At 73.0% G+C, this 12,916-nt stretch carries 9 protein-coding genes; 1 reads left to right on the top strand and 8 read right to left on the bottom strand.

Annotation, left to right across the window (positions count from 1 at the left end; all coding sequences use genetic code 11):
• Positions 1 to 95: 95 nt before the first annotated feature.
• Positions 96 to 500, bottom strand: coding sequence for a globin (locus tag MDN94_RS02330; RefSeq protein ID WP_482724322.1), 405 nt, complete (start codon positions 498 to 500; stop codon positions 96 to 98).
• 117 nt (positions 501 to 617) lie between these two features.
• Between MDN94_RS02330 and MDN94_RS02325 the strand changes: the two genes are divergently transcribed.
• A complete protein-coding gene (locus MDN94_RS02325; RefSeq protein ID WP_482724321.1) occupies positions 618 to 1,604 on the top strand; it encodes a methyltransferase domain-containing protein in 987 nt (328 codons plus the stop codon).
• Between the two features lie 126 nt (positions 1,605 to 1,730).
• On the opposite strand, the gene MDN94_RS02320 is transcribed toward MDN94_RS02325, so the two are convergent.
• The 7 genes from MDN94_RS02320 to MDN94_RS02290 all read right to left on the bottom strand — a co-directional run bounded on the left by MDN94_RS02320 (position 1,731) and on the right by MDN94_RS02290 (position 12,714).
• Positions 1,731 to 3,074 (bottom strand): FHA domain-containing protein, encoded by a 1,344-nt coding sequence (locus MDN94_RS02320; RefSeq protein WP_482724320.1) that lies wholly within the window; start codon positions 3,072 to 3,074, stop codon positions 1,731 to 1,733.
• A 60-nt stretch (positions 3,075 to 3,134) separates the two neighbouring features.
• A complete protein-coding gene (locus tag MDN94_RS02315) occupies positions 3,135 to 4,493 on the bottom strand; it encodes a vWA domain-containing protein (protein ID WP_482724319.1) in 1,359 nt (452 codons plus the stop codon).
• 176 nt (positions 4,494 to 4,669) lie between these two features.
• Entirely contained in the window at positions 4,670 to 6,244 is a 1,575-nt protein-coding gene (locus MDN94_RS02310) for a PP2C family protein-serine/threonine phosphatase (RefSeq protein ID WP_482724318.1), read from the bottom strand.
• A 3-nt stretch (positions 6,245 to 6,247) separates the two neighbouring features.
• Entirely contained in the window at positions 6,248 to 8,851 is a 2,604-nt protein-coding gene (locus MDN94_RS02305; protein ID WP_482724317.1) for a serine/threonine-protein kinase, read from the bottom strand.
• Complete coding sequence (locus tag MDN94_RS02300) at positions 8,848 to 10,191, bottom strand: coiled-coil domain-containing protein (protein WP_453461229.1); 1,344 nt, start codon at positions 10,189 to 10,191, stop codon at positions 8,848 to 8,850. Before MDN94_RS02300 ends, MDN94_RS02305 begins: the two co-directional genes overlap by 4 nt.
• Before the next feature lie 88 nt (positions 10,192 to 10,279).
• Entirely contained in the window at positions 10,280 to 11,302 is a 1,023-nt protein-coding gene (locus MDN94_RS02295; RefSeq protein WP_482724316.1) for a glutamate ABC transporter substrate-binding protein, read from the bottom strand.
• Between the two features lie 11 nt (positions 11,303 to 11,313).
• Positions 11,314 to 12,714 (bottom strand): hypothetical protein, encoded by a 1,401-nt coding sequence (locus MDN94_RS02290; RefSeq protein WP_482724315.1) that lies wholly within the window; start codon positions 12,712 to 12,714, stop codon positions 11,314 to 11,316.
• Between the last annotated feature and the right edge of the window lie 202 nt (positions 12,715 to 12,916).

Below are 12,916 nucleotides of genomic sequence, written 5' to 3'. Positions count from 1 at the left end.
GAGTACCGGATTCCGTTCGGGTGTCGCGACGTGGGAGGACGGGGGACACTGGCGTGCGAGGCTCTGCCCGGTGAAGTGGCCGCCGGGGAGGCGGGTCAGTCCGGGGTGTTCACCATCGAGGCGGCGGCGTACGTCAGGTAGTCCCACAGCTGCCGCTCGTGCTCCTCGGCAAGGCCCAACTCGTCCAGCGCCGTGCGCATGTGCTCGAGCCAGGCATCGTGGGCCGCCCTGTCGACAGTGAACGGCACATGGCGCATCCGCAGGCGGGGGTGGCCGCGGTTGTCGCTGTAGGTGCGGGGCCCGCCCCAGTACTGGATCAGGAAGAGCGTCAGTCGTTCCTCCGCCGGTGCGAGGTCCTCCTCCGGGTACATCGGCCGCAGCAGCGGGTCCTCGGCAACGCCCTCGTAGAAGCGGTGCACGAGGCGCCGGAAGGTCTCCTCGCCGCCGACCTGCTCGTAGAAGGTCTGCTCCTGAAGCGTCCCGCGCCGAATCTCATTCACGCCCCCATGCTCTCAGACCGACCCGCCCAGGGCCGAGGCCCTTGGGATCCATGAGGCTCCCGGCAGCGCCCGGCATGGAGGCTCGCCTCATGTGCAACTACGCAGCAAAGTGAACATATGGGTCAGAACGGGGATCGATTCGCCGAGGCCGCCACCGAGGCGAGGCGGGCGATGGTGCGCGAGATCGTGGCGGACGGTGGGCTGACCGATCCGGCCTGGCGGGCGGCGTTCGACGAGGTGCCGCGGCATCTGTTCGTGCCGTACTACTTCACACCCCGGGGCGGAGCGTGGGAACGCCTGTGGCGCGAGGACCCCGACCCCGGCCGGCGAGCCCGCTGGCTGCGCGGTGCCTACACGGACGAGCCGCTGGCCACCCGCCTGCGCGACGGGGAACAGCTTTCGTCGAGTACCCAGCCCTCCCTCATGGCCCTGATGCTGGACGCGCTCCGGGTCACCGACGGGAACCGGGTCCTCGAGATCGGGGCGGGCACCGGCTACAACGCCGCGCTGCTGGCGCACCGGCTGGGCGACGCCGCCGTGACGACCATGGACATCGATCCGGAGGTCACCGAAGCCGCCCGCGCACACCTGTCGGCCGCCGGGTACCGCCCCGCGGTCGTCACCGGCGACGGCGCCCGCGGCTGCCCCGAGCGCGCCCCGTTCGACCGTGTCATCGCCACCTGCACCCTGGCGGCGGTGCCCTATGCCTGGCCCGCGCAGTGCAGCGACGGCGCACGGATCGTGACGCCGCTGTCCACCGGGATCATCGCCCTGCGGGTGCGTCACGACGCGGGCGGACGGACGGCGGAGGGCCGTTTCCTGCGAACATCGGCGTACTTCGTGCCGCTGCGGGGCACGGCCGTGCCCGAGGAACCGGGGACCGCCGGACTGTCCGGGAGCGCGGTCGAGATCGACCTGTTCCGCTTCATGCTGAGCCTGACCGCGGGAAGCCTCGACCCGGAAGAGGCGCTCGCCCTGTGGTACGGGGAGCGCCGCCCGGATCGCAGCCGCTTCGGGGTCACCGTCGGCGACGGCCGGCAGTGGGCCTGGCTGGACGATCCCGAGGGGCCGTACGTATGGCCCCTCGGGCCGTCCGGCGACTGAACGCGCCGCCTCCCGTCCCGCTCCCCGGTCTCGTGCCGCGGGCTGAACGCTCGCGCCCGGCGCCACGTATTCATGGCTGTCGGCAGGATCGCCGTCCGGCGCGGTGGGGCTCCCCGGCGGGGTCGCTCAGCCGCGGCGGACGGTGATCGTGGTCCAGGCGCCGACGTGCACCCGGTCGCCGTCGTTCAGCGGGATCGGGACGTACGGCTGGATCGGGTCCTCCGCGCCGTTGAGCGTGGTGCCGTTCGTCGAGTTCTGGTCGACCACCGCCCAGGAACCGTCCGGCTGCTGCACCAGCACCGCATGCTGGTGCGAGACGCCCGGGTCCTCCGGAGGCACCGACAGGTCGATGTCCGGCGACTCACCCGTCGACTGCCGGCGGCGGCCGATGGTGATCTGGCTCCCGGTGAGCGGCAGGTGCTGCTCGGGGGAGTAGGCCGGCAGATTGAGACCGGTGGCCTCCGGGCCGCTGCGCTGCATCATCGCCATGAAGTACTCGCGGTCCGGGCCGACGACCGCCGTCCAGCCCGCCGGGGCGGCCTGATGCTGCGGAGGCTGCTGCTGACCCGAATGCATGCCGCCCTGCATGCCGGGGCCCTGCTGGTGCTGCGGCGGCATGGACTGGTGCGGGAACGGCGGCGGACCCTGCTGACCCTGATGTCCCTGTACCCCTTGCGGGCCCTGGTGCCCCGGCGGGGGAGGGGGCGACTGGGTCCGGGAGGGCGGTGGCAGCATCCAGTCGTCGCCGCCACCGGTCTGCTGGGGCTGCGGCGGAGCGGGCGGACCGGACTGCTGCTGCTGGAACGCCGGCGGAGCGGGCGGTCCGGGCTGCTGCTGGAACGCGGGCGGAGCGGGCGGTCCGGGCTGCTGCTCGAACGCGGGCTGGGCCGGGGGACCGGACTGCTGCTGGAACGGGGACGGCGGGGCCGGGGGACCGGACTGCTGCTGGAACGCCCCCGGCTGCTGCTGCTGCGGCTGCTGCTGGTGGTGGCCGGGTGAATCCTGCCCCAGCGGCTCGGCCGGCCGGTTCATCTGGGAGGGCCGCGAGCCCTGGTACTCGAAGGGGTCACGCTGCTGCTGCTGCGGGGGCGGCGGCGGAGGCCCGTGCTGGGCCGGCGGCCCGGGGGGACCCGGCTGCGACTGGAAACCGGGCGGGAGGTTCAGGCCACCCTGCTGCTGCGGAGGCGGTGCCACGGGCGTGTACGACGTCGCCGTGTGCGTCAGGAAGTTGTAGCGGCACTCCTCACAGAACGGGGCCATGGCCTCGCGCGGGGTGCGGCACTGCGGGCAGAGCTCCGCCTGGGCCGTGGCGTTCGGATCGGCCGGGCCGGGATAACCGTAGCCCGGCGGCGGGGGCGGTGGAGGCGGCGGTACGGCACCCGCGGGAGCACCGGGAGGAGCCATGCGGTGGCCGCAGACCTCGCACCAGTCGTCGGAACCCGACTGGTGTCCGTTCGGGCAGGTCGGCATGTCGGCGCGTCCCCCTCTCCTCATCCGGCCCGAGGGCCGTTCACTCGTGTTCGTACGTGCTTACTTCTTGACGCGAACTGTCTTGGTGGAGCGCGTTTCGAGTGTCATCTCGTCCGCGTCCGCGACCTTCGCCTTCAGTCGCACAGTACCTGTCGCCGCGTCGACGACGTCCACCACCTTCGAAAGCAGCTTCGCGGTGTCCTCGTTCCCGGAATGCACAGCGAGCTGCACCGCGCGCCCCAGTTTCGCGGTCGCTCCGCCGAAATCACCCGCCTTGCGGGCCTCGAGTCCCTGCTGGATGACCTGCGCCAGTTCCGCCTGGCCCGTGTAGTGCGCCACCTGCGGATTGATTGAGGTGGACGCTGCCATGTCGTCCGTCCAGACGGCCCGCACGAGCCCGTGCGACAGCACGGCGGGAGAACCGCCGTCGGTGGCCGGGACGATCAGCGAGACCCGCGTCGCCAGCATCTCCTGGCCGATCGCGGCTTCCGGCACCTGCACGCATATGTGGTAATCGCGGGACTCGTCGCCCCATGATCCGGTCGGGTAGTCGCCCGCGCGGGGGCCGGCCTCCGCGCGCCGCCCGGTGAGGTCCTCCACGGTCGGCGCGACCTGCTTCACGAACTTGATCTCCACGCCGACCGGTGTCCAGAGCCGCAGCGCCACGTCCGCGACCTCCTTGCCCATCGCGTTCTCCATCATGTTGGTGAAGTCCGCGGCGAGGCCGCCGGGGTCGGCGACGATGTCGGCGGTGCCGAGGAGCGCCGACGCGATGCCGGTCACCTCCTTGACCTCCCAGTCCGTGCCGACCCCCCGGGCGTCACAGGTGAAGCGACCTGCGCAGGCGTCCAGGGCGGCCCGCAGGTCCTCCGGTGATTCGTGCTCGTTGCGTCCGTCGGTGAGCAGGATGCCGTGCCGTATCGCCACGTCGGAGGAGGACAGCAGGCGGTCGGCCAGCCGCAGCCAAGCGCCGATCGCGGTGCCGCCGCCGGCCGTGAGGGTCCGCAGCGCGTCCTTGGCCTGCGCGCGGGTGGCCGGGTCGGCGACGGCGAGCCTCCCGCCGCCCGGATAGACCTCGAGCGCCTTGTGCGTGCCGGCGACCACCGCGAAGGCGACGCCGTCACGCAGTGTGTCGACGGCCGCGGCCGTCGCCTCCCGTGCGTTGCGCAGCTTCGTCGCCGGGTACTCCATCGAGCCGGAGCAGTCCACCATGATCACGACACCGGCGGCGGGCACCCGGTCCGGCACGGCGGCAGCGGAGGCGGACGCTCCGCGCAACGGGGCGCCCCCGGTGGTGCCGCCCCCGGTCGAGGTGACCGTGACGATCGCATTGACCTCTCGGCCGCCCTCGGGAAGGTATTCGTTCTGGTACACGTCCACCGAGAACTGCGGCACCTGGGACTTGGAGAAAACAGCCATCTGATCGGCTCCTTGTGGGCTCCGCACGGCGCTGCGCCTGCTGCGGCGGGGCGGCAGCACGGGCGCAGGTCGTTCGAAGGCGGCAGGGACAGCGGACGGTTGCGGTAGTGGCGGCCGCCGGGCGGCGGAGGCCGGCCGGGGGCCGCCGGCGGGGCGACGGCCGCGAAGGGGTCGTATCAGGCCATGTCCTGAGCCGATCCTGCCCCTTGGCGCGGTACGGCGAACGGCAGGACCGCCACTGTTACGTTGTCGTGGCCGCCGCCGTCGAGAGCGTGACCGACGAGCATCTGGGCGCTGTGCAGCGGACGTTCCGCCGCGTCCACGGGGACGGCTCGGGCCATGTCCTCCGCGCCCTCCGCGTAGTTCCACAGACCGTCGGTGCAGACCACGACCACGCCGGAACGATCCGGCTTGAACGCGGCGGTGTGCGGCTCGAGTTCGTAGGCGTCGGCGCCGAGCCAGCCCGTGATCGCGTGGGCGCGTTCGTCCGCGTAGGCCTCCGCCTCGTTCATCAGGCCGGCCGCCACCATCTGCGCCGCCCAGGAGTCGTCCTCGGTGAGCCGGGCAGGCGGCCCCGAACGGTCGTCGGGAACCCAGTAGGCACGGCTGTCACCGACCCAGCCGACGACCAGCAGGCCGCCGGCGGCCACGGCTCCGACGATCGTGCAGGCGGGCGCGTTCTGGTGGCGGTGCTCCTCACCCGGGGCATGTTCGGGCTGCCCGGCCAAGGAGTTGACCGCCTCGGAGGCCGCCACGATCGCCTCATGCATGGCCTGCTGCGGGTGCGTGCCCAGAGGCAGCGCGGCCAGCAGCCGCTCGTTGGCGGCGCTCGCGGCGGCGGCCGATGCCTCGTCGGGACGGGTCGCGGACGAGACACCGTCGCAGACGACGGCGACGACGGCCGGTGAACCGTCCGGCAGGGCGGTGGCGGAGACGGCGAACGAGTCCTCGTTGCGGTGGTGCCGCAGGCCCCGGTCGCTGACCGCGGCGACCGGACCGAGCTCCTGCTCCATGTGGTCGCGCTCGCGGGGCTGGGCGTGGCCGCAGTTCTCGCAGTAGCCGTCGGTGTCGACCCGGCCGGCCCGGCAGGCCACGCAGAGCTTGGCGCCGGACGGAGCGGCGGCTGCCGGCGGCGCGGCCGGTGCCCGGGGGTCGGGTGCGGCGAGCTCGAAGTCGCCGGACGGCGGGTCGTCGAACCGCACACCGGAGGCGGGCTGCCCCGCTCCGGCGGCCGGGTCCGCGGCGCCCGCGCCGGGCGCGGCGGAGCCGTGGCCGTGGGCGGTCCGGCCGGCGGTCCCGCTGCCGGGACGCTCATGGCCGTGGTCCCAGGTGCCCGCACCGGGTTCGGCGTGGGCGGGGGAGGGTGCGGGCGAGCCGGGGCCACCCGCGTCCCTGCCCTGCGCGGACTGCGACGGTACGGAGGTCCCTGGCACGCCGGTGCCTCGTGCGGATGCCGCTTCGGCGGCAGGGTCGCCTGGCGCGCCCTGCGGTGGCAGTTCGCCGCCGTCGGAGTCCGTGCCGGGTACGTCCGCGGCGCGCTGCGTCGGGGTCGGGGTGCCCATCGTGTCGGTGCCGGTGGCCGCCGGCCATTCGACGGGCGTGCCGATGGCCACGGTGGGGCGGTCCTGCGGCACGGCGGACACGGCCGACAGGTCGTAGCCGCACGCTCCGCAGAACCGGTCACCCGGCTCCAGAGGTTCGTCGCAGCCGGGGCAGGTCGATCCGGTAGCCGGCCGGTGCTTCTGCGCCATCAATCACACCCACGTCCGGGGGCGGTAGCGGTTCGCCCGCTCCACCAGCTCTATCCGCTCCTCGCCGCGCTGGGCGAGCCGGGCGAGCACCCGGTAGGAGCGTTCCAGCCCGAAGCGCAGACCGCGTTCGTCCAGCGTGCTGCCGAGCAGTGTGCTCGGTGCGTGCGGAACGGACGGCCCGCTTCCGGGACTTCCGGAGAGTACCCAGTCCAGCGCCGTGCCGAGTACCTCTGTGGACAACCGCTCGCGCCGTACGGCGTCCAGACCGAAGCCCGCGAGGGCGGCGACCTGCGAGGCAGCCGCCGACAGGTCGTCCAGCAGCGGTTCGTGCACGGCGCGCCGACGGAGTCTCGCCCGTACGGCGGCCACGCGTGCGGCCGTGTAGTGGATCGATGCCTCCGGCACCGACTCCAGCGTCCGTACGGCTCCGGCGCGGTCGCCCGCCGCGAGTTGGACCCTGGCCAGCCCGAACGCCGCGCTCACATGGCTCGGGTCGGTCGTCCACACGAGACGGTAGTACTCCGACGCGTTGTCCAGCTGGCCGAGCACCTCCGCGCACAGCCCGAGGGCCAGCTTGGGCGCCGGCTCGCCGGGGAACGCGTCGTAGACCGCGTCGAAGGACAAGGCGGCGGCCTGGTGGTCGCCGGTCACCAGGGAGGTGACACCCCGGTACCAGACCACCCGCCAGTCGTCGGGCTGCTGTTCCTCCATGGTGGCGAGCGCCGTCGTCGCGGCCGTCAGGTCGCCCATCTCGAGACGGGCCCGCAGTTCACGCAGCCGCGTCTCCGGCGAAGCGGCCGCCGCCGCGTGCAGTGCGGCGATCAGTTCGGTGGGAGCGGAGGCCATCAGCCCGGCCAGGAAACCTGCGTTCGGGTCGTTCGGGTCCACGCGGGGCACCGGGAGCGCCAGCGAGGCCGCCCTTGTGTCGAGCACGGCGAGCTGCGGGGCGAGGTCCGCGCCGGGCGGCGCCAGACCCGCGGGCGCCGCGCCCGGCAGCGGCCCGCCGGGCGCACGAGGTGCCGGAACCGCGGCGTACGGGGCGGGGGCATGCCCGGCGGGTCCGGCGGCGAAGGGCAGTTGCGCGGGCGTCCCGGCCGCCGCCGCTCTTCTGCCGCGCTTGGCGTCGCGTGCGCCCAGCCGGGACACGTCCTCGCTCTGCTCCGCGAACAACTGCGTGTCCGTCACGCGCAGTTCCGGGCCGAACAGCGTCGAAACGGCCGGGCGGGGGCGGCCCGTCTGCATCGCGACGACTTCCCTGAGCACCCCCGTCAGCTGCTCGGCCATCTCCTGCGCCGAGGCGAACCGCCGCCCCGGGTCCGGGTCCGTGGCCCGCACCAGCAGGCGGTAGAAGGACTCGTACGTCCGGAAGACCTCGATGTTGTCCGGGTCGGGCAGGCAGTCCACGAACACGTTCGTGTAGCCCTGGAAGTCGAAGGTCAGCACGGCCAGCGTCCGCGCGACCGTGTACAGGTCGGAGGCCACCGAAGGGCCGACCTCCGCGACCTCCGGCGCCTGGTAGCCGACGGTGCCGTAGATGGCGGACTCGTCGTCATCCATCCGGCGGACCGCGCCCATGTCGATCAGCTTGAGCTGGTCCTGCTGCTGGATCGCGTTGTCGACCTTGAAGTCGCAGTACAGGAGGTTTCTGCTGTGCAGGTGCCCGAGTGCCTCCAGCGCCTCGATGCCGTAGGCGCACGCCTGCTCCACCGGCAGCGGGTCGCGCCGGCCATCAGGGCCGCGTCGCTCGTTGGCGATCTCCTTGAGGGACTTGCCGCCCACGTACTCCATGACGATGTAGCCGTCGAGGGAGCCGGTGCGCTGGTCGAGGTGCTCGACGAAGTTGTAGATCCGGACGATGTTGGAGTGCTCGATCTCGGCAAGGAAGCGCCGCTCCGAGATCGCGGCCGCCATGGCGTCCTGGTCGCCGGTGTCGAGCAGGCCCTTGAGCACCACCCACCGGTCCGACACGGCCCGGTCCACGGCCAGGTACACCCAGCCGAGGCCGCCGTGCGCGAGGCAGCCGACGACCTCGTACTGGCCGTGCACGATGTCGCCGCCGGTCAGCTTCGGCACGAACGAGTACGGGTGGCCGCACTTGGTGCAGAAGCCCTCGGTACGTCCCGGCCGGTCGCCACGGGCTCGTCCGACGGGTGCTCCGCAGTCGGAGCGCGAGCAGAACCGCTTGCGCTCCGGCACCTCCGGGTTCGCCATGACAGCGCCGCTCGGGTCGGCCCGCGGGACGTCCGGCACGGACACCAGCCCCGCCCCCAGCCGGTTTCGCGCGGACGAGGCCGCCGACGCTCCGGAGCTGCGCACGGAGACCGACCGGGCCGAGGACTGCTCGCTCAGGGAGAGCGACAGCCGTCCCGAGACCGACCGGCGCGACGACGACGAGCGCGAGGACGCACGGGAGGAACGGGAACTGCTGCGCGCCGAAGAGGAGTCCCGGCCGCCGCCGGCGGCGATTCCGGTGGCCGGCGAGGACACCATGCCGGTGGGCGACACGACCGGGGCCAGCCCGCAGGTGTCGCAGTACAGCTCGCCGCCGCCCATGTCCTCGTACGAGCCCGCGCAACCGGGGCGCTGGCAGTTGTCGTTCCCGCTCATGAATCCCCCCTGCGGTCGGTGGGCCCCGACTCCGGTCCGTCCTGTCGCTGCGCCAGGGCCTCCGCCGCCGCGTGCTGATAACGCAGAACCGCCTGCTCCGCGGCGCGCAGATCGCACGGCGCGCTCCACAGCATGCGGCGCGCCGCGTCGTACCGCTCGATGAGCATCGGGTCCTCGGCCGAGCCCTGCCGTGCGACCTTCGCCTTGTACGCGTCGAGGCGGCCGCGCAGCTCGGCCCGCACCGCGAGCGGCGCCGTGACGGCGGTCAACGACTCGCGGGCACGCATCAGTTCCTCCTCGGCCTCGCGCTCCAGCGACTCGAGCAGCGGCGAGAGACGGTGCCAGCGCGCGTGCCTGCGGTGCTCTGCGGCCGTGGCCAGGCGCTCCTGGAGCGCGGTGGGCGGGCCGCTGACCGCGGGCACCTCGGACGCGGCGATCTTCGCCAGCACCTCGCCGCGCGCCGCCCGTGCCTCGGTCAGCGTCCGGTCGGCGCGGGAGAGCACGTCGCGCAGCCGCATCAGCCGCTCCTCCGAGTCCTGCCGGACCTGGAGCACCGCCTCGATCTCCCGGCGCACGTCCTCGAGGGCGCGGGCCGCCCGGTCGTAGCGGTCGGTGTCGGGCCTGCCGCCACCGGGTGCCGCGCTGCCCGGCCCGGGCCGCCAGAAGGCGAGCGGGTCGGACACCACCTGGGCGCGCAGTATGGACAGCTCCTCGGTGATGGCCTCCAGTTCGTCGCCGGAGGGGTGCTCCCCGGGACGCACGCCGACGGAGTGAGCGAGCGAACGGGTGCGCCGCAGCTCCGCGGAGAGCAGGTCGATACGGGCGGGCAGCGCCGACCAGACCGCGTCGGCGGTCACCACCACGTCCAGCGACGCCGCGTAGAGGTCGTTCATCCTGGCCACGAGCTCCTCGAGGGTGAACTCCTCGGACAGCCTGGCCGGTCCGGTGATCCCGGGGGCCGTGTGGGCGGCCTGGCTCGCCACGGTGACGCTGCGGCCGCGCAGCCGCTCGGTCAGTTCCGCGAGGTCCTCGCGACTGGACCAGCGCCTGCGGGCACGGAGTTCACGGATGCCGTTCAACGCGGCGGTGTAGGCGTCGAAGTAGCCCCAGAGCAAGGTGATCTGCTGCTCGGCGGTCGCCCAGCGGTCCTTGGTCACACCCGTCAGCTCCGCGCCTTCGAGCAGCCTGCGGCCCGCGTGGTCCTGCAACGCCAGCAGCGAGGTCTCCACCGCCTCGTGCTCGGCGCCGAGCCGTGCCAGAGCACGGTCCACCTCGTCCCGGTCCATCACCGGCCCGTGCGGTCGCCCCGCAGGGCCGGGGAAGGGTTCCGCGACGCCCATCGATCACCTCTCCGTTCTTTCCCGCTGATGTGGTGCGTTCGTTCCTGCAGTGCTGTCGCGCCGGCCGCGCCCGCGCCCTCCAGTGGGCCTACCCGGCCCGGTACTTGGGCTGCGGCGGCCCTGCGATGCCCGGCAGGTCGGCCGCCAGCCACTTGTCGTACGCCTTCTTCCAGGCGCCCTTGCGGTACTCGACCAGGACCTTGTTCACCCGGCGCACCAAGTCGTCGTTGCCGAGCTTGGTGGCCACTCCGTAGTACTCGGTGGTGAACGGGGCGTCGCCCTTGAGCTCGACGGCCGGGTCCTGGGCCGCCTGGCCGGCCGCCAGGGCGTTGTCCGTGACGATCGCGTCGACCAGGCCCTGCTGGAGCCTGACCAGGCAGTCCAGCTGGTTGGGCACCGTGTAGAGGTCCTCGTCCTCGGGCTGCCCGTCGTGCTTGTCCTTGAACGTCGCGCCGAAGCTGTTGCGCTCCATCGCCTCGTACGCGGTCGAGCCCTCCGCGGAGCAGACCCGCTTGCCCGTCAGCGACTTGTCGTAGCCGGTGATCGACGAGCCCTTGGACGCCAGCACCTGCTGGCCGGCCTGGAAGTAGGCGGTGGAGAACGCGACCTGCTTGATACGGCTGCAACTGATGGTCATCGTGCGCACCACGATGTCCACGGTGCCGTTCTCCAGGGCCGCGATGCGCTGGTTGGTGGGTATGGCGCGGAAGATGACGGCGTCCGGGCTGCCGACGATGTCGTCGGCGATGGCACGGGCGAGATCGATGTCGAAGCCTGCGAGTCCGCCGCCGACCGGGTTGCGGTAGCCCCAGCGGTAGCTGTTCTGGTCGACGCCGACGATCAGCTTGCCCCGCTCCTTGATCGCGTCGATCGTGGGGCCGCCGGCACCCGACGGGGTGAGCGAGGCCTCGGGGTCCTCACAGGTGTCGTCCTTCACGGGCAGGGTGGACGCCACGCCCTGTCCCGTGCCGGGCGTCAGGGCCTCACCGCCGTGGGACAGCGGCAGCAGGGTGACGGCGGCGGTCAGCGCGCAGGCGGCCGCCATCCCCGCGACGCCGCCCCAGCCGCGCAGAGTGCGCCGGCGTCCCGGGCGTGCTTCCGAGTCCGTCATCGCTCCCCCTCTCACCGGTACTCCGAAAGCCTGCGGTTGATGCCGAGCACGGCGCCGGCCGCGCCGAGGACACCGAGCACGGCCGCCCCGAGGGGCAGGCCCGACAGCGCGCCGCGTGCGTCCTTCGCCGCTGCGGTGAACTCGCGCTGCTCGTGCGCCAGCGCCTTCTCCAGCGCCGCGTCCACCTTGTCGAAGGACTCGCCGGTGGAGCCCTTGGCGCCGATGACCTTGCGGACCACGCCGTCGTAGTCGCCGGCCCGGTCGGTTCTGGTGACGTCCTTGTGGCGCTCCTGCCACTCGGACACGGCCGTGACCGCGGCGTCGACCGGGCCGCGGCCCTCGCTGTCGTCGGCCAGCCGCTGGGCCAGGTGGAGCTGTTCGCCGAGCCGGTTCATGCCGGCGGTGTAGTCCGTCTCGTACTTGTCGCTCTTGCCGTCGTCGGTGAGCACGGCGCCCCGTGCCACCACTGTCAGGTTCTCGTTGGCGCGGGCCATCAGGGAGTTGATCCGCGCGTCGCCCAGCACCTTGAGGGACTGCTGGCCGTGCCGGTCGGCGTCGGCCAGCTGGGTGCGCGTCACGGTGTGCCCCACCGCGAGCCACAGCAGCAGCACCGTGGACGCCGCCGTGGCGACGAGCAGGCCGTGGTTGAACACGCGGTTGGTACGGCGGTAGTTGCGCCGCTGCGCCCACAGCAGGGTTCCGATCGCCACCACACCGGCCGCCGTGGACAGCACGGGCCAGAACCGGGCGTCGCCGTCGTCCTGCTGGAGCCGCGCCGTCTCCGCGTCGTACAGCTTCTGGGCGGCGGGCAGCAGGTCCCGCGACATCTGCTCGTTGGCGAAGCGGAGGTACGCGCCGCCCAGCGGCCGGCCGAGCCGGTTGTTGGCCCGGGCGGTCTCTATCAGGGCCGTGTAGCGCGGCAGCCCTTCGTTCAGCTCGGCTATCTGCTGCCCGGACTCGCTGGAACTGCCGGCGTTCGTCGCGGCCTTGACGAGCAGGCGGGAGGCGAGCGCGATGTCCTTGTCGTACCGCTCGGCGACCTCAGGCGGCTCCTCGGCGCCGGCCAGGAAGCCGCTGGAGGCCGCCGTGTCCGCGTCGGCGAGCGAGCGGTAGATCGAGGCGGCGTCGGCGGTGAGCGGCTGACTGCGGGACACCACGTCGTCCGCGGCGGTGGCGCGCGAGGAGATCTCGAACACCGTCACCGCGCCGAACGCCACGACCAGCGCTGCCAGTGCGGCTCCGATGATCTGAAGCCGCCCCGGCTCCGTCGTCGCCGCGGCGCGCAGCCGCCGGCGGCCCTCCGCCCAGGCACTGCGTCCCGCCGGCCCGGCGGGCGCGTGCGCGGGCGGGAGTACGGGTGCATGGGCCGGAGCCGACTGAGGCGCTGTGCGCACATTCGGCGAGTGTGTCACGTGACCTCCCCCTTGGTCGCTGACGTCGGCCCGCTCCCCGGCGGGTCCCTGGGACTACTCCCGGCCAGCAGTATGGCCGCAGGGGACCGCCTCACACCACAATTGACCCGATCTTGATACCGGCGTGGACGCCGGACCCCCCGTCAGCGTGACCTCCCCGATGAAGTCCCCACCATGAATACGCTCCCCGGCCTTGATCGGT

The sequence above is a fragment of the Streptomyces sp. WAC00040 genome (assembly GCF_056835925.1).
Note: the sequence above shows the minus strand (reverse complement) of the source record. Positions and strands in the feature narration are given on the sequence as shown.